The organism is Actinokineospora cianjurensis (genome assembly GCF_003663795.1).
Lineage (GTDB): Bacteria > Actinomycetota > Actinomycetes > Mycobacteriales > Pseudonocardiaceae > Actinokineospora > Actinokineospora terrae.
The window spans coordinates 42,900-67,741 of record NZ_RCDD01000001.1 but is presented as its reverse complement, the minus strand read 5'-3'; the positions used below and the strand labels follow the sequence as shown (position 1 = coordinate 67,741).

General features: G+C 69.8%; 26 protein-coding genes and 1 tRNA gene. 21 read left to right on the top strand and 6 right to left on the bottom strand.

What is annotated here, in order from left to right; genetic code table 11:
- The first annotated feature begins 6 nt into the window (after positions 1 to 6).
- The 9 genes from CLV68_RS00325 (at position 7) to CLV68_RS00285 (ending at position 9,317) form a co-directional block, all read left to right on the top strand.
- Entirely contained in the window at positions 7 to 618 is a 612-nt protein-coding gene (locus tag CLV68_RS00325) for a trimeric intracellular cation channel family protein (protein WP_092779675.1), read from the top strand.
- A gap of 41 nt (positions 619 to 659) precedes the next feature.
- Positions 660 to 1,367 (top strand): response regulator transcription factor, encoded by a 708-nt coding sequence (locus CLV68_RS00320; RefSeq protein ID WP_092779677.1) that lies wholly within the window; start codon positions 660 to 662, stop codon positions 1,365 to 1,367.
- Positions 1,367 to 2,761: a sensor histidine kinase gene (locus tag CLV68_RS00315; protein WP_121388660.1), complete on the top strand. Its 1,395-nt coding sequence runs from the start codon at positions 1,367 to 1,369 to the stop codon at positions 2,759 to 2,761. The genes CLV68_RS00320 and CLV68_RS00315 overlap by 1 nt, the downstream gene beginning before the upstream one ends.
- A gap of 66 nt (positions 2,762 to 2,827) precedes the next feature.
- The gene (locus CLV68_RS00310) at positions 2,828 to 3,628 is read left to right on the top strand and encodes a DeoR/GlpR family DNA-binding transcription regulator (protein ID WP_121388659.1); all 801 of its coding nucleotides are present in this window, start codon (positions 2,828 to 2,830) and stop codon (positions 3,626 to 3,628) included.
- Positions 3,625 to 4,701 (top strand): galactose-1-phosphate uridylyltransferase, encoded by a 1,077-nt coding sequence (gene galT, locus CLV68_RS00305; protein WP_121388658.1) that lies wholly within the window; start codon positions 3,625 to 3,627, stop codon positions 4,699 to 4,701. The genes CLV68_RS00310 and galT overlap by 4 nt, the downstream gene beginning before the upstream one ends.
- Before the next feature lie 1,056 nt (positions 4,702 to 5,757).
- On the top strand, positions 5,758 to 7,122 hold the full coding sequence (locus CLV68_RS00300) for a S1C family serine protease (protein ID WP_246009816.1): 1,365 nt from the start codon (positions 5,758 to 5,760) through the stop codon (positions 7,120 to 7,122).
- 740 nt (positions 7,123 to 7,862) lie between these two features.
- The gene (locus tag CLV68_RS00295; RefSeq protein ID WP_121388656.1) at positions 7,863 to 8,171 is read left to right on the top strand and encodes a hypothetical protein; all 309 of its coding nucleotides are present in this window, start codon (positions 7,863 to 7,865) and stop codon (positions 8,169 to 8,171) included.
- 454 nt (positions 8,172 to 8,625) lie between these two features.
- Positions 8,626 to 9,126, top strand: coding sequence for a MogA/MoaB family molybdenum cofactor biosynthesis protein (locus CLV68_RS00290; protein ID WP_121388655.1), 501 nt, complete (start codon positions 8,626 to 8,628; stop codon positions 9,124 to 9,126).
- A 5-nt stretch (positions 9,127 to 9,131) separates the two neighbouring features.
- Positions 9,132 to 9,317, top strand: coding sequence for a hypothetical protein (locus CLV68_RS00285; protein ID WP_121388654.1), 186 nt, complete (start codon positions 9,132 to 9,134; stop codon positions 9,315 to 9,317).
- A gap of 472 nt (positions 9,318 to 9,789) precedes the next feature.
- On the opposite strand, the gene mscL is transcribed toward CLV68_RS00285, so the two are convergent.
- The 4 genes from mscL to CLV68_RS00265 form a co-directional block, all read right to left on the bottom strand.
- Positions 9,790 to 10,188: a large-conductance mechanosensitive channel protein MscL gene (gene mscL / locus CLV68_RS00280; RefSeq protein WP_121388653.1), complete on the bottom strand. Its 399-nt coding sequence runs from the start codon at positions 10,186 to 10,188 to the stop codon at positions 9,790 to 9,792.
- A gap of 53 nt (positions 10,189 to 10,241) precedes the next feature.
- Entirely contained in the window at positions 10,242 to 10,811 is a 570-nt protein-coding gene (locus tag CLV68_RS00275) for an SAF domain-containing protein (RefSeq protein WP_121388652.1), read from the bottom strand.
- A 107-nt stretch (positions 10,812 to 10,918) separates the two neighbouring features.
- Positions 10,919 to 11,260, bottom strand: a complete 342-nt coding sequence (locus tag CLV68_RS00270) for an FmdB family zinc ribbon protein (protein WP_121388651.1) — start codon at positions 11,258 to 11,260, stop codon at positions 10,919 to 10,921.
- Positions 11,261 to 11,377: 117 nt separating this feature from the next.
- A complete protein-coding gene (locus CLV68_RS00265) occupies positions 11,378 to 11,986 on the bottom strand; it encodes a 5-formyltetrahydrofolate cyclo-ligase (RefSeq protein WP_121388650.1) in 609 nt (202 codons plus the stop codon).
- Between the two features lie 24 nt (positions 11,987 to 12,010).
- Here CLV68_RS00265 and CLV68_RS00260 point away from each other — a divergent pair, with 24 nt between their 5' ends.
- The 9 genes from CLV68_RS00260 (at position 12,011) to CLV68_RS00215 (ending at position 20,542) form a co-directional block, all read left to right on the top strand.
- Complete coding sequence (locus tag CLV68_RS00260; protein WP_425454805.1) at positions 12,011 to 12,901, top strand: UTP--glucose-1-phosphate uridylyltransferase; 891 nt, start codon at positions 12,011 to 12,013, stop codon at positions 12,899 to 12,901.
- A gap of 33 nt (positions 12,902 to 12,934) precedes the next feature.
- Entirely contained in the window at positions 12,935 to 14,158 is a 1,224-nt protein-coding gene (gene glp / locus CLV68_RS00255) for a molybdotransferase-like divisome protein Glp (RefSeq protein ID WP_121388648.1), read from the top strand.
- Positions 14,151 to 14,804, top strand: coding sequence for a GNAT family N-acetyltransferase (locus tag CLV68_RS00250; RefSeq protein WP_121388647.1), 654 nt, complete (start codon positions 14,151 to 14,153; stop codon positions 14,802 to 14,804). Before glp ends, CLV68_RS00250 begins: the two co-directional genes overlap by 8 nt.
- A 179-nt stretch (positions 14,805 to 14,983) precedes the next feature.
- Positions 14,984 to 15,673 carry a divisome protein SepX/GlpR gene (sepX, locus tag CLV68_RS00245; RefSeq protein WP_121388646.1) on the top strand — a complete coding sequence of 230 codons (690 nt, stop codon included), beginning with the start codon at positions 14,984 to 14,986 and terminating at the stop codon, positions 15,671 to 15,673.
- Between the two features lie 56 nt (positions 15,674 to 15,729).
- Positions 15,730 to 15,802, top strand: a tRNA-Ala gene (locus CLV68_RS00240).
- Positions 15,803 to 16,385: 583 nt separating this feature from the next.
- Positions 16,386 to 17,117 (top strand): M48 family metalloprotease, encoded by a 732-nt coding sequence (locus CLV68_RS00230; protein ID WP_246009606.1) that lies wholly within the window; start codon positions 16,386 to 16,388, stop codon positions 17,115 to 17,117.
- A 22-nt stretch (positions 17,118 to 17,139) separates the two neighbouring features.
- Positions 17,140 to 18,333 carry a glycosyltransferase 87 family protein gene (locus CLV68_RS00225; protein ID WP_121388643.1) on the top strand — a complete coding sequence of 398 codons (1,194 nt, stop codon included), beginning with the start codon at positions 17,140 to 17,142 and terminating at the stop codon, positions 18,331 to 18,333.
- Positions 18,333 to 19,697 carry a dihydrolipoyl dehydrogenase family protein gene (locus tag CLV68_RS00220; protein WP_121388642.1) on the top strand — a complete coding sequence of 455 codons (1,365 nt, stop codon included), beginning with the start codon at positions 18,333 to 18,335 and terminating at the stop codon, positions 19,695 to 19,697. Before CLV68_RS00225 ends, CLV68_RS00220 begins: the two co-directional genes overlap by 1 nt.
- A 2-nt stretch (positions 19,698 to 19,699) precedes the next feature.
- Positions 19,700 to 20,542 (top strand): putative RNA methyltransferase, encoded by an 843-nt coding sequence (locus tag CLV68_RS00215; protein ID WP_121388641.1) that lies wholly within the window; start codon positions 19,700 to 19,702, stop codon positions 20,540 to 20,542.
- On the opposite strand, the gene CLV68_RS00210 is transcribed toward CLV68_RS00215, so the two are convergent.
- Entirely contained in the window at positions 20,499 to 21,065 is a 567-nt protein-coding gene (locus tag CLV68_RS00210; RefSeq protein WP_170224008.1) for a TIGR03086 family metal-binding protein, read from the bottom strand. The two genes, CLV68_RS00215 and CLV68_RS00210, sit on opposite strands and share 44 nt — an antisense overlap.
- Positions 21,066 to 21,142: 77 nt before the next feature.
- Between CLV68_RS00210 and CLV68_RS00205 the strand changes: the two genes are divergently transcribed.
- Positions 21,143 to 21,742: a TetR/AcrR family transcriptional regulator gene (locus tag CLV68_RS00205; protein WP_170224007.1), complete on the top strand. Its 600-nt coding sequence runs from the start codon at positions 21,143 to 21,145 to the stop codon at positions 21,740 to 21,742.
- A gap of 83 nt (positions 21,743 to 21,825) precedes the next feature.
- Positions 21,826 to 22,191 (top strand): thioredoxin, encoded by a 366-nt coding sequence (trxA, locus tag CLV68_RS00200; protein ID WP_121388639.1) that lies wholly within the window; start codon positions 21,826 to 21,828, stop codon positions 22,189 to 22,191.
- Positions 22,192 to 22,252: 61 nt separating this feature from the next.
- Here the strand turns inward: trxA and CLV68_RS00195 are convergent, their stop codons facing one another.
- A complete protein-coding gene (locus CLV68_RS00195) occupies positions 22,253 to 22,465 on the bottom strand; it encodes a KTSC domain-containing protein (RefSeq protein WP_092779719.1) in 213 nt (70 codons plus the stop codon).
- A gap of 273 nt (positions 22,466 to 22,738) precedes the next feature.
- Between CLV68_RS00195 and CLV68_RS00190 the strand changes: the two genes are divergently transcribed.
- Positions 22,739 to 24,664, top strand: a complete 1,926-nt coding sequence (locus tag CLV68_RS00190) for a serine/threonine-protein kinase (protein WP_121388638.1) — start codon at positions 22,739 to 22,741, stop codon at positions 24,662 to 24,664.
- Positions 24,665 to 24,842: the final 178 nt, after the last annotated feature.

The following is a 24,842-nucleotide window of genomic DNA, read 5'->3' as shown; positions in this document are numbered from 1 at the left end:
GCGTTTGTGCTGCTCATCGTCCTCGAACTGATCGGTCTCGCCGTGTTCGCGGCGTCAGGGGCCTTGGCGGCCGTTCGAGCGCGGCTTGACCTGTTCGGTGTCGTCGTCCTGGGGCTCACCACGGCCCTGGGCGGCGGCATCCTCCGCGACGTGCTGCTGGGTATCCACCCGCCGACGAGCCTCACGACCTGGACCTACCTGGTCGTCCCGGTCGGGGCAGCGCTAGGAGTCTTCGGATTCCACCCTCAGGTGGCCAAGCTGAGGCGCGCGGTACTGCTAGCCGACGCGGTAGGGCTAGGTCTGTTCACCGTGTCCGGTACCGCTACCGCCCTCAACACCGGCGTCCCGGCCTACACCGCTTGCCTCATCGGCATGACCGCAGGCATCGGGGGCGGGGCACTACGCGATCTTCTGCTCCGCGAGATACCCCTAGTTCTTCGGCGCGAAATCTACGCACTGGCCGCGCTCGCTGGTGCTGTCGTAGTTGTCGTCGGCACCCGAACTGGCTGGCCAGCGGCTCTTGTCGCGGTCGTGGGGGCGACGATCGTTAGCGCTGTCCGGCTGGTCGCACTCTGGAGGCAATGGAACGCGCCAGTCGCTAAGGGTCTTGAACGGTGAACTCTCAGGCGCGTCTCAGCAGCACAGTGAACACTAGCCGCATGCGCATTCTGGTAGTCGACGACGACCGGGCCGTGCGCGAGTCCCTCCGGCGGTCGTTGCAGTTCAACGGCTACCTGGTAGACCTCGCCAGCGACGGCCAGCAGGCGTTGGAGGCCGTCCTCGGCACCGGCGGCGACCAGGTCGACCGCCCCGACGCCATGGTGCTCGACGTGATGATGCCCCGGCTCGACGGGCTGGAGGTGTGCAGGCGGCTGCGCGGCGTCGGCGACGACCTGCCCATCCTGGTGCTCACGGCTCGCGACCTGGTCTCCGACCGCGTGGCCGGGCTCGACGCGGGCGCGGACGACTACCTGCCCAAGCCGTTCGCGCTAGAGGAGCTGCTCGCGCGCCTGCGCGCTCTGCTGCGCCGGGCCGCCCACGAGCAGACGACCTCCACAGCGCCCACGCTGGGCTTCGCGGACCTGGAGATGGACCCGGGCACCCGCGAGGTCCGCAGGGGCGAGCGCCAGATCAGCCTCACGCGCACCGAGTTCGCCCTCCTGGAGCTGCTGCTCTCGCACCCCAAGCAGGTGCTCACCCGCGGCCGGATCCTGGAGGAGGTGTGGGGCTACGACTTCCCCACCTCCGGCAACGCCCTGGAGGTCTACGTCGGTTACCTCCGCCGCAAGACCGAGGCCGACGGCGAGCCCAGGTTGATCCACACCGTCCGCGGTGTCGGCTACGTCCTGCGTGAGACCCCACCCTGATGACGGACATCCATGTCGGGGACCGCGCGACGCAGCGTGTGTCCCTGCGCTCCCGCATCACCTTGTTGGCCGCGTTCTGCGTCGGCGGCGCGGTCGCCCTGGTGTCCCTCGGCGCGTACATCACCGTCTACCGCGGCCTCTACCAGCAGATCGACGACAACCTGCGCGAACGCGCCGACGCGCTGGTCAACAACACCCAGGTCGTCGCCGAGGGCCGCACCGAGATACCGCGGATCTTCCTGGAGCTGTCCGACATCAAGTTCGACGTGATCGACGAGACCGGCCAGTCCGCGATCAACCGCCCGGTGATCCGCCCGCCGGTCGGCTCGGAGGAGCTCGAGGTCGCCGCCGGGGCGAAGGTCCAGCACGTCCGCACCGACCAGGCCACCGACGCCCGGGTGCTCACCGTGAAGTACCCGTTCCTCGAAGGCACCGCCTTGGTCTTGGCGCAACCGCTGGAGTCGACGAAGAGCACCCTGAGCAAGCTCGCGGTGGTCCTTATCGTCATCGGCGGCTCCGGGATCATCGTCGCCGCCTTGGCCGGTACCGCTGTCGCGCGCGGCAGCCTAAGACCGGTGCAGCGCCTTACCGCCGCGGCGGAGCGGGTGACCAGAACCGGTGAACTCAGACCTATCCCCGTCGCCGGGGACGACGAGCTGTCTCGGCTGACCGACAGCTTCAACACCATGCTCGGCGCCGTGGCGGAAGCCCAAGAGCGACAACGCAGGCTCGTGGCCGACGCCGGGCACGAGCTGCGGACGCCACTCACCTCGCTGCGCACGAACCTCGAGCTCATGCTCGCGTCCGAGGCCCCCGGCGCGCCGAACCTGTCCGCGCAGGACCGCGCCGAGATCCAGGACGACCTGCGGGCCCAGCTCGACGAGCTCACCCAGCTCATCGGCGACCTGGTCGAACTGGCCAGGGAGGACGCGGCGCCGTCGGTGCAGGAGCACGTCGAGCTGCTCGAGGTGGTCGAGCAGGCGCTCGACCGCGCGCGCAGGCGGGCCAGCCACGTCCAGTTCGACGTACGACTACAGCCGTGGCACCTCATCGGGCACGCCGCGTCGTTGGAGCGCGCGGTGCTGAACCTGTTGGACAACGCGGTGAAGTTCAGCCCGCCAGGTGGTGTCGTCCGGGTCGAGTTGACACCAACGGGTGATGGTTTTGCCTTTTTGCAAGTTGCTGATGCGGGCCAGGGAATCAGCGACGACGACCTCCCGCACGTGTTCGACCGGTTCTACCGCTCGGAGGAAGCCCGCACGCTCCCAGGCTCTGGTTTGGGCCTGGCGATCGTAAAGCAGGCCGCGGAACGGCACGGTGGATCAGTGTTCGCCGGTAGATCTGCCGACGGCGGCGCGCTAATGGCGATGCGCCTTCCCGGCAGGGCGGACTGAGCCGACCGGGGTAAGCGGGCGTCGCGGACAAACAGAACCGCTCGTTTGACTGCGTAGAATTGTGTTGTGCTCGCACGTCAGCGTCAGGAACTGATCCTGGAGGAGATCCGGCGCACCGGCGCCGTCCAGGTGCACGCCCTGGTTGCCCGGCTCGGCGTGTCCGACATGACCATCCGCCGGGACCTGGACGTGCTGGCCAAACGCGGCCTCGTGGAGAAGGTCTACGGCGGTGCTACCGCTGCCGTCGGGCAGGTCACCCGCGAGCCCGGGTTCAAGTCCGTGCGGTCACTGCAAGAGAAGCAGGCCATCGCCGCGCACGCCGCGTCGCTCATCCGCCCCGGTACCGCTATCGGGATCTCCGCGGGCACTACGACGTGGACGTTCGCCAGATTCCTCGACGACATCCCCGATCTGACCGTTGTCACCAACTCGATCAAGGTTGCCGACGTGCTGCGCGCCGGGCGGCGAGACTGCACGGTAGTGCTAACGGGCGGCGTGAGAACCGCGACCGACGCGCTCGTTGGCCCTGTCGCTGTGCGAACGCTGCGTTCTCTGCACCTCGACATGGTGTTCCTCGGTGTGCACGGCATGGCCGAGGGACCTGGCTTCACCACGCCGAACATCAACGAGAGCGAGACCGATCGCGCGCTGGTGGAGGCGGGTCAGAAGCTGGTGGTGATCGCCGACCACACCAAGTGGGGGGTCATCGGCATCTCCACCGTCGCCGCGCTGGAGGAGGCGGATGTGCTGATCACCGACGACGGGCTGCCCGACGCGGCCGTCACCCTGCTGCGGGCCAGGGTCGGCGAACTGGTCGTGGCCGAGGCGCTGCCGGAGCTCGAGGAATACGTCGAGGCCGAGGTGTGAGGCGCACCGCGGCCAGGCTCGCCGACGGCCGGGAGATCATCTACTTCGACGACACCCCAGGGGCACCCGCGAGGGTCGCCGTCGACACCAGGGACCTGCCGCCCGCCGAGACCTCGTCGCAGATCCGCCGCGACCCGCTGACCGGCGAGTGGGTCGCCCTCGCCGCCCACCGGCAGACCCGCACCTACAAGCCCCCGGCCGGGTTGTGTCCACTGTGTCCGTCTGCGCCGGACCAGCCGTCCGAGGTCCCGGAAGCCGACTACGACGTGGTCGTCTTCGAGAACCGCTTCCCCTCGTTCACCCAACACGCGGCCGGGCCGTACGAGCCAGGTCTCGTCCCGCGCGCGCCAGGCATCGGCCGGTGCGAGGTCGTGTGTTTCACCGCCGACCACAACGTCTCATTCGGCGAACTGAGCCCAGCGCGCGTGCGCACGATCGTTGACGTTTGGGCGGACCGAACAACAGCGTTGTCAGCACTACCCGGCGTCGAACAGGTCTTCCCGTTCGAGAACCGCGGCGACGAGATCGGCGTGACCCTGAGCCACGCACACGGGCAGATCTACGGCTACCCGTTCGTGACACCCCGCACCGAGAAGATGCTCGCTGTCGCCCAGGCACACGGCGGGCCAATACTGGGCGACGTACTCGCGTACGAACAGGCGGACGGCAGCCGCATCGTCGCCACCTCCGAATACTGGACCGCCTACGTACCCGCCGCGGCGCGTTGGCCGGTAGAGGTGCATCTAGTGCCGCACCGGCACGTTCTGGACCTGCCCGCGCTTACGGCAGCCGAGCGGGACGACTTCGCAGCGCTCTATCTGACTGTGCTCGGCAGGCTGGACGGGCTCTATGACCGGCCATTGCCTTACATAGCCGCGTGGCACCAGGCCCCGGTCAGGACGGGGCGCGAGTTCGCCTGGCTGCACCTGGAGGTCTTCTCTACGCTGCGAACTGCGGACAAGCTGAAGTACCTGGCGGGTTCCGAGTCCGGCATGGCGGTGTGGATCAACGACACCACGCCGGAGGACCAGGCCGCCCGTCTGCGCGCCGCCCCGGCCCGTTATCGCGGCTGAACCGGAATCACGGGTTCCGCACAGGACGGTCTCAGGTGCTTCTCAGTCACGACGGCCAAGGTGGTTCATATGACCGAGAACGAGCCCGACGAGCAGACCGGATCCACCGGTCCCCGGTCACCGCGAGCAGCCACCGGCGCCGCGCAGCCGTCGGGCGACCGGACACCGACCGGGGAACAGGGCCCCGTTCGGCCGGAGGCCGGTACCCCGGCGCGTGGGGAGCAGGGCCCCACCGCGCCGGGTGCCGGCACCTCCACCCAGAACTCGCCGCACGACCCCCGAACCGGGTCGCCCGCGGCTTCGGAGTCGGATCCGGGTGCCGTTTGGCGGCCGAGTTCGGCTGAGCAGGATGGCTCCGCGCACCAGGGTGCGCGACAGCCGGGGTCCGCCGACCAGAGCGACACCGCGCAGCAGGGTGCGTGGCAGCCCACGGAGCGGCAGACCCAACAGCAGGACGGTGCGGCGCACCAGGGCGCCGCACCGCGCACGAACGAACTGTCAGGTTCGGTAGCGCAGCCCGGCGGGTCGCAGCCCGCCGCGCGGCACGGGGAAGCGGGGCCACAGGTGGGTTCGGCGTCAGACTCGACAGACGAACAGCCCGGAACAGCGCGGCAGGGCGCTGAACCGAGCGAAGACGTCAACCAGCGTTCGGTTTACTCCGAACCCCTCGACGCCCCGCTGACCGCTTCGGCGGCAGATGGCGCTACCGAGCGGCCGTCGGGCTCGACGGAGCAGCGTGATGCCGCCGGGGCGTGGGCGAGCGGTAGTGACCAGAGTGGTTCAGCGCGGCAGGGCGCTGGATCGGGCGAGGACGCTGCCTGGGGGTCGGGCGTGAGTGACGAGCGACCGGTAGCGGAACCATCGGGTTCGACTGAGTACCTCGGCGGGGTGCGAGGCGCTTCGGCGTCAGGCAGTGCAGGCGGGTCGCAGGCAGAGGTGGAACAGGGCGGTGTCGCGCGGCAGGGCGCGGGGCAGTCCAGTGAGTGGCAGGCCCCCGCACCGGGTGGCACGGCGCGGCAGGGCGTCGGGCAGCCGGAGGGTGCGGGGGCGGACGCGGTGTGGCAGGCGTCCGGGCAGCATGGTCTGGGGCAGCAGGCCGCGGGACAGCCAGCCGCGGGGCAGCACAACGCAGGACAGCAGTCTGGGCAATGGCCGACCAGCGGGGCGCAGCAGTCCGAGTGGTCGGGACCGCAGAGCGGCGCTTGGGCTGCGGGCGCGCACCAGGCCACCGCCGCGCACCAGAGCGGGGCGGGCCATCAGGGTGGCGGCGCGCCGCACGGGTGGCCGCAGGGGGAGTGGCGGCAGGGAGTGCCGCAGCAGGGAACTCATCTCCACCCACAGCCGCGTCGGGAGCCGCGGCGCGTGGGGTTCGTGGTCGGGGTCGCGGTGCTCGCGCTGGTCGTCGGGGGTGGCGCGGGGGTCGCGGGCGGGTTGATCGCCTCGGATCAGCGGGCGCCGGTGCAGAACGCGCTGGAGTCGGCGCCGCCCGCCAGGCAGACCGCCGCCCCGGCGGGCTCGGTCGAGTCGGTGGCGCAGAAGGTGCTGCCGACCGTGGTGCAGTTGCAGGTGCGTGGTCGGTCCTCGGCAGGGGAGGGTTCCGGCTTCGTCATCAGCAGCGACGGGTTCATCGTGACCAACAACCACGTGATCGAGGGCGCCGTGGGCGGCGGTCAGATCCAGGCCGTGTTCCAGGACGGCCGCACCGCGACGGCCACCATCGTCGGCAGGGACCCGACATCGGACGTGGCCGTGGTGAAGGCGCAGGGCGTCGACAACCTCCAGGTGAGCGAGCTCGGCCGGTCGGACGACCTGCGGGTCGGGCAGGCGGTGGTGGCCATCGGGTCGCCGTTCGAGCTGTCCGGCACCGTCACCTCGGGCATCGTCAGCTCGCTGCACCGGCCGACCCGTGCGGGCGGTGAGGGCGGCAGCCAGGCCACGGTCATGGACGCCATCCAGACCGACGCCGCGATCAACCCGGGCAACTCCGGTGGCCCGCTGGTCAACATGCAGGGCCAGGTCATCGGCATCAACTCGGCCATCTACAGCCCGCAGAGCAGCGCGTCGGGCAGCGGCGGCTCGGTCGGCATCGGGTTCTCCATCCCGATCGACCAGGCCAGGCGCACCGCCGACGAGATCGTCAAGACCGGCAAGGCCACCCAGACGGTCCTCGGTGTCTCGGTCCGCGACGCCGACGACGGTGGCGCCGTCATCGCCGACGTCGTCTCCGGTGGCGCGGGTGAGCAGGCGGGCCTCAAGCCGGGCGACGTCGTCACCAAGCTCAACGACCGCCGCATCGACACCGCCGACGCCCTGGTGGCCGCTGTCCGCTCCCAGGCCCCCGGTGACAAGGTCACGCTGACCCTCACCGGCGGCAAGACGAGCCAGGCCACCCTGGGCGGCCAGCCCGTGGAAACCGGCTGACCGGCCCGTCCCCCGATCGCTCGGGCGCCCCCACGCGCCCGAGACCAACGTCCACCAGCCACCGCCTCCCCTCGGAGGCGGTGGCTGCTGACTCCGTCGGGCCCGCGCCCCCGACACCGACTCCGGTTCGTTGCCCCCGAACCGGACCGGGCTCCTCCTGAGGAGCCCAATGCCGAGCCGCACGCGGTTGGACCACCCCTCACCACCCGCGTGCGGCTCTTGGCCGGACCGGGTCATGGCCACGGGGATAACGGTAGTCCGCGCGGTCGAGATTACTTTTCGTGTTTGGTCGAGAACTGTTTGTCGACCGGCGCCGGGTTGTCAGGGGAATGTGGATCCTTGAATTCAGTGAATTCGGTTATCCGCGCCAGGGGGTCGCGGGCGGATGCATGGTGAGGATGCACGGGACTGGTAGCGTTCCCAGTCCTGTCCCGCACCCGGCGCACTGTCCACTCCGGTCACCCGGGAACGGTGCGGCTGACACAGTCACTGTCTCTCCGTGTTCGGTTTGGTCACCAGCTGTAGTGGACGGTCGCGCGATGGGTATGCTGCCGATGCTCCATCTGCCCCCGTCCGATCCCCCGGGTGCGCGCGGCAACAGCGCCACGGGATTGCGTCGTGCACATTGCGCGATGACAGCGGCACAATTGGTTCCAAGAAAGCGGCAGGATCGCGAATTGTGATCTAGCTGCAGGCGATCTACCGCGACACGACGGGGTCGCAGACGTGACAATGGGGCTATGGCGTCGACGCTGCGCAGGGTTCGGGACTCGTTGAGCGGTCCGGTGCGGGTGCCGTTGGGCCTGCTGGCCGCTGTCGTGTGCGCAGGCGTGGCCGTGCTCCAGGCAACCGTGCTGACCGTCCGCACCGAGGGCTTGTCCGGGACCCACGCCTTCCTCGTCCACTGGGCCCACCCGGCCGTGTGGGTGGTGCTGGGCGCTGTCTGCCTGGAATACGCGATGCGCGCCGAACGGATCATCCTCAACCGCACCGCCATGGTGGCGGTAGGTCTCTACCTGGCCTTCCTGCTCTCGGTGAGTTTCGCCTGATCCCCGGACGCCCAGTCCACAGTGACCGTCCACGTACGACGCCCCGGCTCGGGCGCGCACCGGGCTGAGCGCCCTCTCGCCTGACTGCGGCCCACCGCTACCTGCTCCCCAGTAGGGAACGCCAGCGCTCCGGGACCGGGCCCGCGAGCGCCGGTACCGAAGCCCCCGCGCCGCCGCACCCCGCCTCAGGACCCGCCACGGGCGGGCCGCATCTGCCGCCGCGTCCGGGCCCTCGCCTCGGACGCCGCCTGGAGCTCGTCCCTCTCGATGCGCACGTACGCCCACCGGCCTGTTGCCGTGTCGCCACCCGTGCCGGTCGCCTGTGCTGGGGTCGCGTGTCGCGCTAGCGGCCGTCCAGGGCGTCTTGCGCCGCCCGTGGCGGCATCGGTGAACAGTCGCTGTCGCGGTTGACCTCCGGCGGCTTGCCGCCGGTGATCCGACTACGGTGGCACCTATGGAACGCAGCGCGCAGCGGCTTGGCCGGGCTCTGATCGTGATCGTCGACGACCGCGTGGCCCACGGGGAGCACGATGACACGGTCGGGCCCCTGGTGACCGAGCTCCTCGAGGAGGCCGGGTTCATCGTCGACGGTGTGGTCACCGTCGAGGGGGAGACCGTCGCGATCCGCAACGCGCTCAACACCGCCGTCATCGGTGGCGCCGACCTGGTGGTCACCGTCGGCGGCACCGGCGTGTCCCCGCGCGACGTCACCCCCGACGCCACCCAGGGCGTGCTCGACCGCCCCATCCCCGGTATCGCCGAGGCCCTGCGCTCGTCCGGCCTCGCCGCGGGCGCCGTGGACGCGGGCGTGTCCCGCGGGCTGGTCGGTGTCTCCGGCAGCACGCTCGTGGTGAACCTGGCGGGCTCCCGCAGCGCCGTGCGCGACGGCATGGCGACCCTGTCCGCCCTCGTCCCCTACGTCATCGGCGAGCTGTCCGGCCTGGACACGAACTGACCCCCGTGTCGCCCCCACCAACCCCACCTCCCCAGCCCGCGGAGCCCCCGAAGCGCCGCCGCCCCACCCTGGACGAGATCTTCGGCGACGTCCTCCCGGACACCACCACCGACGAACGCGACCCGTCCCCCACCCAACCCCCCACCGACGACTGGTACCACCACAACCGCCCACCCCACCACGGCGGCTGACCACCCCCACATCGCCGCACCCCGACCGGGTACCCATCCCGACACCTAGCCCACCCAGCGGCCAGCCGCGCCCCTGCCAAGCCACGGGCGGCTGGCCATGCTGCGCCGATCGGCCACCTGGTTGATGTCGACCCAGCGCTGTCGAGTCGATGGTGTGCCCATCGGCGGTAGGGCGGCGGTCGTCCAGCCAATGTCGGCCAAGCCAAGCCGTGACGGGTCGGCGATGGTGTGCGACCGGGGCGAAGCTACTGACATCGGCTACCAGCCGAGGCGGCTGGTCAGGCCACGGCGAGGTGTTTCGCGTGGGCGGCCGCAGGTGTGGTCGAGGTCCAGGCGGCGGCGAGGTGTGGTGGGCTGCGGTTGTTGTGCGGGCTGAGGGGTTCTCGCACCTCCTGGTTGGGTTGTTGAAGGTGATCGCGGGGGCGCGCTGCGGGTCGGTGTGGCCGGGGGCCGCAGCGCGCTCGCGCGGGGGTCAGCGGGACTGCTGCTGGCGGAGCAGGTCGCGGATCTCGGTGAGGAGTTCGACGTCGGTGGGCTCGGCTGGGCCGGGCTCCTCGCCGCGCTTGCGGCGGTCCTGGATGTGCTTGACCGGGAGCACGATCACGAAGTAGACGATCGCGGCGACGATCAGGAAGTTGATCGCCGCGTTGATGACCGCGCCGAAGTCGAGGAACGTCGTCGGGTTGCTGCCGATGATCCGGAAGCCGAGGCCCTCCGCCGCTTTCGTGCCGCCAGCCGAGTTGATCAGCGGCTTGATCAGGCCGTCGGTGAACGAGGTGACGATGGTGGTGAAGGCCGCGCCGATGATGACGGCGACCGCGAGGTCGATGACGTTCCCGCGCATCAGGAAGTCCTTGAAGCCCTTGAACACCGCTGCGCTCCGTTTTCTCTGGTGGACGGCGCGTCACCGTCCGGGGGCGATGGCTACCGGAGCGTAACCGCCACCGGTTCTCGCAACGCCGCCGCGGCCACCTCCGCGGCCTCGGCCCTGGGTAAGGCGAGCAGCACGAGCGCCCCCGCCTCGGACGGGCGCACCGTCAGCACCGACGCGTCCCTGGCCAGCACGACGCGCTCCCTGGCGATCACATCGACCCGCACGCCCGGGTAGAGCAGGTCCGCCACGCCGTCGTCCGGCAGTCGCACCGGCACGGCCGCGCCGTCCGGGCCCGCGGTCGCCGCCAGGTTGTCCGCGCCGACGAGCCGCACCCGGGTGATCGGCTCGCCCTCGCCGATGGCCCCTGCGGGCACCCGCGCCACCGCCTCGGCCGGGTCGGACAGCGCGGCGGCCGGTCGGAGGTCCGGCGGCGCGCGCATGACCTTGACGTCGCCCGGTGTGAGTGCGACGCCAGGGGCGAGTGCCCGGGCGGCGACGAGGACGGGCACCGAGGCGTCGGGTGCGGACGGCCGGACGGCGAGGACGACGGCGGCGAGCACCAGCGCCGCGGCGAGCGCTCGGCGGACGGTCGACTGGCGTGGCCTGCGGGGCCTGATCATGGCGTTCCTCCTGGTCAGATGGGCTCTGACACCAAGCTAGGAGGACGTCGGGACAGGCGGAAGCCCCGGGATCGGGGCTGTGGATGATCCCGGGGGTTGGGGATAACTCAGGAGGCTTTGGCCGCCGTGCTGTCGGGCTTGGCGGCGGCGGGCGCCGTCGACCCGGTCGACGAGTCCGACTTCGACTTCGACTCGGTCTTCGGCTCCGACTTGGTGGTCGACTCGGTCTTCGCGGTCGCCGCGGCAGCCGGGGTCGAGCCGCTCGACGAGCCGGACCGGCTGTCGTTGCGGTAGAAGCCGCTGCCCTTGAAGACGACCCCGACCGACCCGTAGAGCTTGCGCAGGCGCCCGGTGCACTCCGGGCACTCGGACAGCGCGGAGTCGGTGAACGACTGCACCGCCTCGAAGCGGTGCTCGCATGCCGTACAGGCGTACTGGTACGTGGGCACGGACTGGGCTCCTCGTCGCATCTGGCACTCGGTCAGCAAGAGTGCCAACCGATTCTGCGGTAACGCCTACGCGCAGCGCAAATGTTCCCGTTCAAGGTCACACACGGTCTTGACCGGTCAGCGCAACCGCAGCAGGCCACGACCCGGCGTCAACACTCCGGTGACGGTCACGTCGTGCGGTTCTGACGGCAGTTGGTCGAACAACTCCGGATCGCGCACCACGGCGACCAGCGGCGTCCCGGGCGCGGCCAGCGACAACGAGCGGTCGTAGTAACCCGCGCCACGCCCTAAACGGGTGCCGTTGCGGTCCACGGCCAGCGCGGGCACCAACACCACGTCCGCGATCCGCAGCGCGCTCTCCCCCAGCCGTTCCCCTATGGGCTGCAGCAGCCCGAACGGCCCCGGCCGCAGGTACTCCCGCCCGTCGTACCAGCCCCAGTCCAGCGGCCCCGCCCCGGAGACGACCGGCAGCAGGATCCGCACGCCGTGGTCCGCGACCTCCTCGAGCATCTGCACCGACCCCGGTTCCGACCCGATCGGCACGTACGCGCACAACGTCTGGCCGCGACCCACCACCCTGCCGCTGGTCAGCAGCGTGGTCAGCTGCATCGCCTCCGCGAACCGGACGCTCGCGGGCACTCGCCGCCGCTCGGCGAGCAGCGCCCTGCGCCACTGGTCCTTGGTCCACGCGCGCGTCGCGTCGAGATCATTACCGGGCCCGGCCACATGTCGAGGTTAGGCTGCATGTCCATGAGCGCGTCGACCGCATTCACCGCCGCCATCGTGCCCGCGGCGGGGTTGGGCACCAGGTTCCTGCCCACGACCAAGGCCGTCCCCAAGGAGCTCCTGCCGGTGGTGGACACCCCCGGCATCGAGTACGTCGCCAGGGAGGCCGCCGAGGCGGGAGCCACCCGGCTGATCATCGTCACCTCGCCGGGCAAGGAGTCAGTGGCCCAGTACTTCCAGCCGCGTCCCGAGCTGGAGAAGACCCTTGAGGATCGAGGTAAGACAGAACTACTGGAAAAGATCCGCCGCGCGCCCAACCTGCTCGCGGTAGAGACCGCCATCCAAGAGCAGGCGCTCGGGCTCGGTCACGCTGTCGGGTGCGCGGAGCCCAACCTCCGACCCGAGGACGAGGCCGTCGCGGTGCTCTTGCCGGACGACCTCGTGCTGCCCACCGGCGTTCTCGCGCGCATGGCCAAGGTTCGCGAGGAGAAGGGCGGCACCGTCCTCTGTGCCTTCGACATCCCGCGCGAGGAGATCTCCGCTTACGGTGTCTTCGACGTTGAGGCCACCGACGACGATGACGTCAAGAAGGTCAACGGGATGGTCGAGAAGCCCCCGGCCGCCGAGGCGCCTTCGACCTTCGCCGCGGCGGGCCGCTACTTGCTCGATCGGGCGATCTTCGGCGCGCTCAAGCGGATCACCCCGGGCGCCGGTGGCGAGCTCCAGCTCACCGACGCCATCGCGCTGTTGATCTCCGAGGGGCACCCGGTGCACGTCGTCGTCCACCGCGGTGGACGGCATGACCTGGGCAATCCTGGCGGGTTCCTGCGTGCCGCCGTGGACTTCGCCCTCGAGCACCCGGAGTATGGGCCTGGCTTGCGCGCGTGGCTGCGCGATCGCGTCGGCTCCGAGTAGACGGCAACAGCGGACGGAACCAAGGTAAACCGGATGAGGTCAGTCGACGAGCAACTCGCCAGGGCGCTGGCGGCCGCGGTCCGGCCCGCACCCGTGCGGGTCGCCATCTCCGAGGCGCAGGGTCTGCTCTGCGCCGAGGAGGTCGTGGCCGAGCGCGCCCTGCCCGGGTTCGACCAAGCCGCCGTGGACGGTTACGCGGTGCGCAGTGTCGACACCCAGGCGGCGGGAACCGACCCGGTGGTGCTACCGGTCGTCGGTGAGATCGCATCCGGGTCAAGGCAACCACGCAGGCTTCAACCAGGGCAGGCGGTGCGCGTGGCGACAGGCGCGCCGCTTCCCACCCTGGCCGACGCCGTGGTGCCCAACAGCTACACCGACGGCCACCACGCCAGGGTGACCATCGAACAACCCGTGCCCTCCGCCGCCTACGTGAGGCGGACCGGTGAGGACGTGCAGACCGGTGACGTAGCCGTACGCCGTGGCTCGGTGATCGGGTCCGCTCAGGTAGGGCTACTCGCCGCGGTAGGCCGTTCCAAGGTCTTGGTCTACCCGAGGCCGCGCGTGTCGGTGATCTCGCTTGGCGACGAACTGGTCGACATCGACCGGACCCCTGGCCAGGGGCAGGTCTACGACGTGAACTCTTACGCACTCGCTGCCGCCGGGCGCGATGCGGGCGCGGAGGTCATCCGGGTCGGCATCGTGTCCACGGACACCCGGCGTTTGCGCGAGACCGTCGAGAGCAGGCTGCTGCTGTCGGAGATCGTGGTGATCGCCGGTGGCGCGGGCGGCGACCTCTCGAACGAGGTCCGCTCCGCGCTGAGTGAACTCGGGGAGATCGACCTGACCAGGGTGGCCATGCACCCTGGCTCCGTGCAGGGCTTCGGCAGGCTCGGTCCTGACGCGGTCCCGACCTTCTTGCTGCCAGGCAACCCGATGAGCGCTCTTGTCGTGTTCGAGGTGATGGTGCGACCGCTCATCCGCGCCGCACAGGGCAAACGCAACCCCCACCGCCGGATCGTGAAGGCGAGGCTCTTGTCGCCCATCACCTCTAGCAAGGCGCGCCGCGGCTACGTCCGTGGGCAGTTGCTGCGCGACGAAGGCAACGGCGAGTACCTGGTGCAGCCGTTGGGCCTGTCCGGCTCGCACCTGCTTGCCTCACTCGCCGAGGCGAACTGCTTGATCCTGGTCGACGAGGACACCACCGAGGTCTCCGTCGGCGAGGGGGTCCAGGTTCTGTTCCTCGCACAGCGTGGCTAGCCCGTACGCGGTCGGCCGCCATCCCGGTTGGCCTGCCCGCCTGGGACCGCTGCGCGTCCCCGCGGGAGTGGTGGAGTTACGCGCGCCGAGGCTCACCGACGGGCGCGCGTGGAGCCGGATCAGGTTGCGCGATCAGGCATACCTGGAGCCGTGGGAGCCAACCGTCCCCGGCACGTGGGAGGAGCGCAACGCCCCCGGAGCGTGGTTCGCGCAGTGGTCCACCCTGCGCGCTCTGGGCAGGCGCGGCATGTCGCTGCCGTTCGTCATCACCGTAGACGGGCAGTTCGCGGGGCAGGTCACTGTGGGCAACGTCATCCGCGGGTCCTTGTGCTCGGCCTGGGTCGGTTACTGGGTCGCGGCCGACATCGTCGGCGGGGGCGTCGCGACAGCCGCCGCGGCCCTTGTCGTCGACCACTGCTTCACCGCCGCGGGCTTGCACCGGGTCGAGGCCACGGTCCGACCGGAGAACGCGGCCAGCCTCCGTGTGCTGGCCAAGCTGGGTTTCCGGTACGAGGGCCTGTTCCGCCGGTACCTCGACGTCGCGGGCGGGTGGCGCGACCACCAGTGCCTCGCGCTGACCACAGAGGACATTCGGAACGGCCTGGTACCGCGCCTGGTCGAGGCGGGAAAAGCAGGTTCCGTGTAGGCGCGTTCACGTTTTTCGCGCGTGAAGTTTGATCTCGAGCGTTACGGGGAACGGTCCACAAACGAACTACCCGATCGGGTGGGCGTGGATCCGTGGGGTCGGCGCGCCTCCGCCGCGGGTGTGACTGTTGTGACTAACGTGGCGAACGCCGGAGCACAGCGAGGGGGAGGTGACGGGACATGCCGAGCTCGTTGATCGTGGTCGGACTGGTGGTGGCGTGGCTCGTCGTCCTGGTCCCGATGGTCGTGCGCAAGCGCCAGGAGATCGCCAGGACCACCGACACCGCACTCGCGGCGCGCGTGGTGCGCAGCGGCTCGCACAGCGCGGACACCCCGGAGGAGATCGCCGTGGACGACCCCGCTGACGACGACGCCCTGGACACCCTCGACGAGCTCGACGACGAGCCCGACGAGGAACCGGCCGAACCCCGCCGCTACCGCCCGGGCCGGGGCGGCTACGACCCCGAGGCCGCGGCCCGCGCCGCCCGCGCCAAGTACGCCTTCCGCCAGCGCGTCGTGGTCCTGATGCTCCTCGCCGCCATCGGCACCGGTGTCGCCGCGGGCGTCTTCGAACCCCTCCTCTGGTGGCTGCACGGCGTCGTCGACCTCACCCTCGTCGGCTACCTGAGCTACCTGCGCAGGCAGGTCCGCATCGAGCAGGAGATCCGCGAACGCCGCGCCGCGCGCATGACCGGCACCCCCCGCCGCTCCCACGCGCGCCCCGCCGAGGACGACCACATCGTCACCATCCCCACCCGCTCCATCCACCCCGGCGCCATCGTCGTCGAACTCGACGACGAAGACCCCTGGTTCGACGAACTCGGCGAAACCGGCCACCACTACACCTACCGCCGAGCCGTCGGTGAATAGCCCCCCTGCGCGCGAGCGCGAGCTAGAGCCCTGCTAAGCTCTCCGAGCACGAACAAGGGGCTGTAGCGCAGTTGGTAGCGCGTCTCGTTCGCATCGAGAAGGTCCGGGGTTCGATTCCCCGCAGCTCCACAGGCTCAGGCGACCTGTGTCCACGGAAAGCGTGGACCGGGTCGCCTGTTGTGTTATCTGGGGGGCGACCCCCCAGGCCCCCACGGTGCGATCACTCTCGACCCAGCGGTGCTCGCTCGGGCCTGGCGGCCCTCACGTCGAGTATGTAACCAATGGGTTTGTCGCCCACGGGGCGGTGGGTGCCTGATCCAGGGTGGGCTCGCTCGGGCCTTCGGTCCTCGCGTCGAGTATGTGAGCAATTCGCTTGGCCTTCGGCCGTCGCATTGGGTGTGTGAGCGATGGGGTTGGTCGCATACGGGGGTGGGGGCGGAACTAGCGGGGGTCGCTTGGCTTCGGGGTGGGGGTGGGGTGGACAAGGGGGAGTGGGGGGCGGGAGGGTGGTGGGGGGATGGCGATCTTGTGAGGTGTGGTGGCGGAGACGTGGATACCGCGGGGGTCGGGGCGTGGGCGGGGGGTTCGGCCTGACGCTTCGGCGGTGATGGGGGTTGTTTTTGGGCTGCCGGGGTTTGTGAGCAGTCTGGTTGTGGTGGGGCTGCTGGCTGGGCTGGTGTGGTCGGCAGGCTGGGTTGTTTGGGTTGTGGCTGTGCTGTGGGTGTTGTCGGGGGCGGTGACGTTCGTACCGTCGGTTGAGGCGTTGTTGGCGAAGCTCATGTTCGACATGCGGCCGCCTACGACGGTGGAGATGACGAGGTTGCGGCCGCTGTGGGAGTCGGTGTGTGTGGCTGCCTCGGCCAACAGCTCTAAGTACAGCCTGTGGGTAGAGCAGTCCAAGGAGCTGAACGCGTTCGCTGCCGGTGGGCGGACGGTCGCGGTGACCAGGCGGGCGCTAGAGCTGCCGCCGAGGGCTCTAGAGGCGATCCTGGCGCACGAGCTTGGTCACCACCTCTCCGGTCACTCCCGCGTCTCCCTGCTCGCCTGGTGGTACGAACTGCCCGCCCAGGGCGCGATCTGGCTGGTCACGACGGCCATGCGGCTCGTGCTCGCGGTGGGCAAGGTGTTCGCCCGGTTCGGGAGCTCGGCGGGGGCGTTGGCGGCGACGCTGCTGTCGCTCCTGCTGCTCGCCGGGTTGATCGCGTTGAACCCCTGGTTGCTGCTGATGCCGCTGCTCAGCCCGCTGCTCGCCTGGTCGCGGCGGCTCGGCGAGTACCGGGCGGACGCCACCGCGGCCGGGTTCGGCTACGGGCCCGACCTGGTGACCGTGCTGTCCGGCTGGCTGGCCGCCGAGCACGCCGTCCGGCGCCCGCTGCGGGTGCGGATGCTGGCCAGCCACCCGGCGACCGCGGACCGGATCCGGCGGTTGCGAGCGGGCCGGTGAGCTGCGCCATTAGTGTGACGTCATGGGGGTCGCGCGGCGAGTGCCGTACGCGGCGACAGCGGTCGCGGCAGGGTTCGTCATTCTCGCTGTCGCCTGCTGGGTAAAGGGGCAGGGACTAGGCGTAGATAGCTCTGTCTACCGAGCGGGCGCGTTGACGCTATTGCACGGTGACTCTCTCTACGCGCCGCTCACGACCGGGGAGCCATGGGCGCCGTCATTGCCATTCACCTACCCGCCGATCGCGGGCCTCTTGTTCCTACCGTTGACGATGTTGCCCTCGCAGTTGGGCTGGGGCGTCCTAGCGGCTTTCTCCGCGCTCGCGCTCGGGCTCGTCCTGCACGAGAGCCTCCCGCCGCGCCTACGGACCGGGTGGCGGTTCGGTGCTCTCCTAGTGGCGACGTTGGCGCTAGAGCCGGTGTGGCGGTCCATAGGGCTAGGACAGGTCAACCTGCTGCTGTTGGCGATGGTCGTGGCGGACGTGTTGCTGCTCCGTGGCCGTAAGGGGGCCGGGGTCCTCATCGGGGCAGCCGCGGCGATCAAGCTCACCCCGCTGATCTTCGTCGCGCACCTCGTGCTGACCAGGCGCTGGGCGGACGCGGCCCGGGCGATGGCGACCTTCGTCGTCCTCAACCTCGTCGCCGCGGTTGTCCTGCCGCACGACACGGTGCGGTTCTGGACCGAGGCGTTGGTCGACGGCAACGACGCGACCACGAACTCGTGGATCGGCAACCAGTCGCTCAACGGAATCCTCCAGCGGCTCACCGGGGAAGGTAAGACGGCGCTGTTCCTGTTCGCCGCCACCGCGGTGATCGCGCTCGCTCTAGGGGCGATGGTCGTTCGCCGCCTCCATCGGAACGGCGACGACTTGGGCGCGTTGCTGGTGACCGCCGCCATCGGCCTGCTCATCAGCCCCGTGTCCTGGACCCACCACTGGGTGTGGGTCGTACCGCTGGCCGGTTACCTCATCGCCCGCAGCAACGTGTGGGGACTTCTAGCGCTCGTGGTCGTGTTCTCGGGCTGGCAGTTCAAGATGGTGCCGAGTGGGGCCAAGAGCGAGCTGACCTGGACCGCCGCGGATGTCCTGCTGGGCAACTCTTATCTCATAGCGGCGCTGGTGGCCGCGCCGATCGTGATCCTGTTGGCTGGTGCCGACCCGGCTCTGCGCGGTCGGACTGCCCGTGTTGAGCTAGAGCCAGGCGAGAAGTCGAGGAGTTGATGGGCGTGGCCGAGTTGGTCGTTGATGTCGCCGTGGTCGGGCTTGGTCCCGGTGGTGAGGCCGTGGCCAGCCGACTCGCCCAGGCAGGGCTGTCTGTGGCCGGTATCGAGGCCCGGCTCGTAGGCGGCGAGTGCCCCTACTACGCGTGCGTGCCGACTAAGGGCATGATCCGTGCCGCCGACGTGCTCGCCGAGGCCCGCAGGGTGCCCGAGTTCGCCGGGACCGCGCAGGTGACCCCCGACTGGGGCAAGGTCGCCGCCAGGGTGCGCGACGAGATCACCACCGACTGGAACGACCAGGCGGCCGTCGACCGGCTGGTGGCCGCGGGTGTCCAGATCGTCCGCGGCCGGGCCAGGATCACCGAGCCGGGTGTCCTCGTTGTGGGTGACCAGGTCGTGCGGGCCAGGCGCGGGATCGTGCTCAACCCGGGCACAGACCCGGCCGTGCCCCCGGTGCCCGGTCTGGCCGACACCCCGCTGTGGACGAACCGGGAGGCGGTCCGCGCGACCGCCGTGCCCGAGTCGCTCGTCGTGATCGGCGGCGGTCCGGTCGGGTGCGAGTTCGCGCAGGTGTTCGCCCGGTTCGGGGCCAAGGTGACCCTCCTGCAGTCCAACGACCGGCTGCTCCCGCTCGACGAGCCGGAGGCGGGCGCGCTGTTGGCCGAGCGGTTCGCCGCCGAGCACATCCGGGTCAAGACCGGCGCCAAGATCACCGCGGTTCGCCACGACGGCGAGCGGTTCACCGTCGAACTCGACGGGGACAACCCGATCAACGCCGCGCAGGTCCTCGTGGCCGCCGGGCGCAAGTCCGACCTGGCCGAGTTGGGTGTGGGCGCCTACGGGCTGGACGAGTCGGCGCGCGGGGTCACGGTCGACGACCACATGCGCGCCGCCGACGGGCTGTGGGCGATCGGCGACCTCACCGGCAAGGGCGCTTTCACGCACATGTCCATGTACCAGTCGGCTATCGCGGCCGCGGACATCCTCGGTGAGGAAGGACCTGGTGCCGAGTACCACGCGGTTCCTAGGGTTACCTTCACGGACCCGGAAATCGGCTCGGTAGGTCTGACGGAGGCGGCTGCGCGCGCCGCCGGAATCAACGTTCGCGTCGGCATCACGCAGTTGTCGTCCTCGACACGGGGGTTCCTGCACAAGGCAGAGGGTCTGATCAAGCTGATCGAGGACGCGGACACGGGAGTGCTCGTTGGTGCTACCTCGGCCGGTCCAACCGGTGGTGAGGTTCTGGGTGCGTTGGTTCTCGCGGTGCACGCGCGCGTGCCGGTCGACCAGCTCCGTCGCATGATCTATGCGTACCCGACTTTCCACCGGGCAATCGAGTCGGCGCTGGCCGACCTGCGCGCCTAACCGTGCTGACCGACGTACTGCCGTACTTGGTTTGCCCGCACTGCGGTAACGACCTTGTGCTGTCCGGCACCTCCTTGTACTGCTCGAACCGGCATAGCTTTGACATCGCGAAACAGGGTTACGTCAGCCTCTTACGAGCACCGACCAACTTCACCGGTGACACTGCCGCCATGATCGAGGCGCGCAGCGCGTTCCTCGGCTCGGGTCACTACGACCCGATCGTGCGGGAACTCGTTGCTGTCGACCTTGGGCCTGGATGTGTCACCGACATCGGTGCTGGCATCGGGCACTATCTGTCAGCTGTGCTGGACGCGAACCCGGATCGCGTGGGGATTGCCCTTGACGCCGCCAAACCAGCGCTCAAGCGGGCTGCGCGGGCGCATGAACGCCTTGGCGCGGTTCTGTGTGACGCCTGGCAGCCGCTACCGATACGGACAGGCTCAACTGGCCTGGTTTTGAACGTGTTCGCCCCACGCAATCCCGCTGAACTGAACCGGATCCTGCATCCCTTGGGTAAACTCGTCGTAGTCGCTCCGACTGAACGGCACCTGGGCGAGCTGGTGTCCGCTGTGGACATGCTGACCGTGGCCGCTGACAAGGGTGACCAAGTCTCGGCGCGGCTGGCGCCGTACTTCACTGAAGAGAGCCGGGCACTCTGCGAGTTCCCGATGGCGCTACCTCACCGCGATGCCGCTGCTCTGGTAGGCATGGGGCCCACTGCGTTCCATACCGAAGCGGGCGCGATCGCGGCCAGAGTAAGAGGTCTGACAGAGCCGGTAGCCGTAACTGGATCGGTGACGGTCACGACTTACTTGCCGGTGTCCACTGTGGAGAACGGCCGGTAATCGCGAGCAGCTTCTCTTGTGGTGACGCGTCCTCGGGTGCGGGGAGCTTCTCGCTGAAGAGACCCTCTTTGCCCCAGATGGTGCCGTCCTCCGGCCACCGCGAGATGCCCTTGAGGGCGGCGTGGACGAGATCTTCCGGTAGGCGGACATCGCGGCCGATAGCGGTACCGATGTCCCAGCCGTGGACAAGTGTGTCGGCGAAGTGCACAAACAGGGCCACTGCGGCGTTGTACTCCACGTCGAGCAGCTTGTACGGGGTGGTGAGCACGGTGTCATCGGCGACGGCAGCGGTAAGGGCCTCGGCGGCGGTGCGGAAACCGGCCCGCACGTCGTCCTCGGGCTCCGGCGCGCTACCGGTGAGGTTGGTGAGCAGCTGCCTCTTGTTGTCGACCATGTGCGCGACCACGTCCCGCACGCGCCACTGCGGGCACGGCGTCGCGGTGGCCAACTGGTCGTCGGTGAGGGTGTCGATGATCCGACCGGTCGCCTCGATGGCGCGGCGGTCCAAGTCCCTGACGTCCACGCGGGTCCTCCAGAAAGTTATACGAACGATCGGTCAGATAGTGTCAGATGCCCGCACGACCGTCTAGATTGTTTTCCATGGACGGACGACACGCCCGCGGCGTCCACACCCGCCGCGTCACCCTCGCCCGCGCGGTGGACATCGCCACCGTCGACGGGCTCGAAGGGCTGACCCTGGGCAGGCTCGCCGCCGAGCTGCAGCTGAGCAAGAGCGGCATCTTCGCGCACTTCGGCTCCAAGGAGGAGTTGCAGCTCGCGACCATCTCGTTCGCCGAAGAGGTGTTCACCGAGCACGTACTGCGACCCGCCTTCCAAGCCCCCCGCGGCCGACCGCGGCTGCTCACGCTGTTCGACCGGTGGATGGACTTCTCCCGCGCGCGGGTGTTCGCGGGCGGGTGTTTCTTCACCGCGGTCATGGCCGAGTTCGACGCGCGAGAGGGCCGTGTCTACGACGTGGTCGTCAGGTGGAGCCGGGTGTGGAACGAGCTCCTGGCCAGGTTGATCTCCGAGTGCGTCGAGGAGGGGCACCTACCGGAGGGCGTTGACGTAGATCAGCTGGTCTTCGAGCTAAGCGCGCTCGGTAGGGCTGCCAACCACGACAGCCTCCTCACGCGCCAAGACTCCCACTACGATCGCGCCACAACCGCGGTGCGGACCCGTTTGGGGGCATCGGGCTAGCCGGTCACCCCGGGAATGTTTGCCGGGGGCCGCTCGTTGGTAGGGCTGTATCCCGGAAGGCATACCCGGACTGAGGAGGCCACGTGGCAACGGTGGAACTGACCGCCGAGAACTTCGACGAGGTCGTGGGCGGTGGCGGTACCGTGCTGGTCGACTTCTGGGCTGCCTGGTGCGGACCGTGCCGCCAGTTCGCCCCGGTCTTCGACGCCGCGTCGGAGAAGTGGGACGACATCGTCTTCGCCAAGGTCGACACCGAGGCGCAGCCCCAGCTCGCGCAGGCGTTCAACATCGCCTCCATCCCCACGCTCATGGCGGTCCGCGACGGCGTCGTGCTCTACGCGCAGCCCGGCGCACTGCCCGCGCCCGCCCTGGAAGACCTGATCGGCCAGGTCCAGGCCGTCGACATGGACGAGGTCCGTGCGCAGGTAGCCGCCACGCAGACCAAGTAGTCCTCGACAGCGCAAGAGGCCCCGGTGACAACCGCGTCACCGGGGCCTCTTGCGCTGTCTGTCAGTCGACTTCTCGCATGCTGTAGCGGTCCTTGATCTCGTGGTTGAGGAAGGCGCCGAGGCTGGGGGAGGACGCGAACTGCCAGTAGACCTTCTTCGGCACGTCCAGGTACTGGTAGACGCCGCCGTTGTGGAACTCGACCTCGAGGACGCGCCGGTCGGCGTCGTAGCCGATGGCCGCGATGCTGGTGGACGCGACCGGTCTGCGTTCCATCCGTTGCCCCTCCGATTGGCCTACCGTGCGACCCCACCCTGTCATCGCGACCACCTTGCCACCCGCCGAACCGGTAGGCCGCCTTTCGGCCACCGATGGTGCCCACCCGGCCCCGATAGACTGGATGCCGGGATCAGGCGCGCGGGGGCGGCCCGTGTGCGAGGCCACCACAACCTCGGTGCCCCCTGTGACGTCCTGTGGACAACCGACCGGCTACCGGTCACGGCCGAAGTACCCTGGACGCCCGGGGCAAGCCTGACGAGAGAGGAGCTGGTGGACGCGGTGCTGGAGCTGGCTGCTTCACTGCTGTCCTTCGCGCACAGCATCTTCGGCCCGGGGATCTGCCCCGGTGACTGGGTGTGGGCGACCAGCACGGCCGGGGCGCTCATCGCGCTGCTGCCGGTGCTCGGCACAGTGATCATCGCGCTGGTCCGCAAGTTCACCGGCAACACCTACAACCCGGTCACCTTGACGGTGTTCGGCGTCATCGGCGGGGTCACCGCGTTCCTGCTGCCATGGCTGCTCTTCAACGGCGTCGGTAGCGCTTACCGCAGCATCTTCACCGGAGACGGCGCGGTGACCTTCACGGCCGAGGAGATGCGGTCGTTCCAGGAGGGCACCTGCTGGGTGGGGCCGCAGAACTCCTACCTCGGCGGTAGGGCCAACGGCTACGAGGTCCTGTTCCACCCATACGAGACCTGGCCCATGTACCTGCTGCGCATCGGCGCTCTCGTCGTCGTGCCCGCCGTCTGCCTGCTGTTCGTGATCCTGCAGGCGCGCGCGGCGATGCGCAGGGGGCCGAAGTGGCCGAGCAGGCTCATCTGGATCCCGTTCGCGATCATGGCCGTGCTGAGCCTGCCGGTCGAGGCGAACACCGCGGCACACCTGTGGCTCGGCTTCCTGCCGATCAGCATCTTGGGGTTGGTACCTGTGTACGTCATCGGACCGCCGAGCTGGGGCTCCGTCGAGCGCAACTACCAGAAACCGGATGCGGGGGGACCGCCGCCTCCGCAGCACAGCCAGGCGCAGGCCCAGCACGGCCAGCAGCACCCACCGCAGCCGCCACCCGGCCAGCAGCCCCAGCACAGCCAGCAGCACGGGCAGCAGAAGCCGCCGCCGTACGTGCCGCCGCCCCCGGTGCCCAAGTACGTGCCCCAGGGGCAGCCGTCGGTGCGCCAGCCACCGCCCGCGTACGTGCCGCCGCCGTTGCCCAACCCGACCCTGCGCGAGCCCGAGCCGGATCGTGCCGCGCTCGGCAAGCTCGCCGCGGACCCCGGTCCGCTCCCGTTCACGCCCCGGGGCGCCACGCCGCCGCCCCCGCCGGTCAAGCCGTCGGGCAGCCGGTTCCGCAAGGTGCGCGCGCTCGGCCACGGCGGTTTCGGCACGGTGTGGCTGGCCGTCGACACGCAGCTCGACCGCACGGTCGCGGTGAAGATGGCGCACGCGCCGGACGCCGAGACCGAGGAGCGGATGCTGCGCGAGGCCCGCGCCCTCGCCGCCGTGCACCACCCGAACTGCGTCCGGGTCTACGACATCGTCGCCGAACCGGACGGCCTCGGCCTGGTCATGGAGTACATCGAGGGCCAGCCGCTCGCCGACCGGGTCAGCCGCGGCGGCCCGCTCGACGACGTCGCCGTCGCCCGCCTGTGGATCACCATGGCGGGCGCCCTGTCCGCCGCCCACGCCAAGGGCGTCCTGCACCGCGACGTGAAGCCGTCGAACATCATCATCGACCCGAACGGCAACGCCCACCTGATCGACTTCGGCATCGCCCGCTCCAAGGGCGACTCAACGCTGACCGCCACCGGGATGATGGTCGGCACCCCCGACTTCCTAGCCTCGGAAACCGCCGCTGGCGCCAACGCCACCCCCGCATCCGACGCCTGGCAGTTAGCGGCAACGGTCAGCTACGCCCTCACCGGCAAACCCCCACGCGGCAGCCGCGACAACGCCATGGCCGCCCTCATGGCCGCCGCCAAGGGCGAACCCCTCTCCGAACTCCCCCTCCGCAGCGCCCACCGCCGCCTCCTCACCGCCTCCCTCGACGCCGAACCCGCCCGCCGCCCCACCCTCAACACGGTCGCCCGCGAACTCAGCGACTGGCTCTCCCGCGAAGGCCACACCGAAACCGGCCCAGTAACCCAAATAGTCCGCCGAAGCGCGATCGAGCAAGCAGACCGCACCCGCCCCATGCGCTAAAGGTCAGTGCTGGGCCAAACACGCCCCTAAACAACGGTGGCCCACACCCGGCCCTCACGATCGTTGGCCCCCACGCGCCCCTCCCGGGCATTGGTCCCCACGCGCCCCTCCCGGGCGGTCCCCACGTGCCCCTCTCAGACGTTGGCCCCTACACGCCCCTCTGCAACGTTGGCCAACA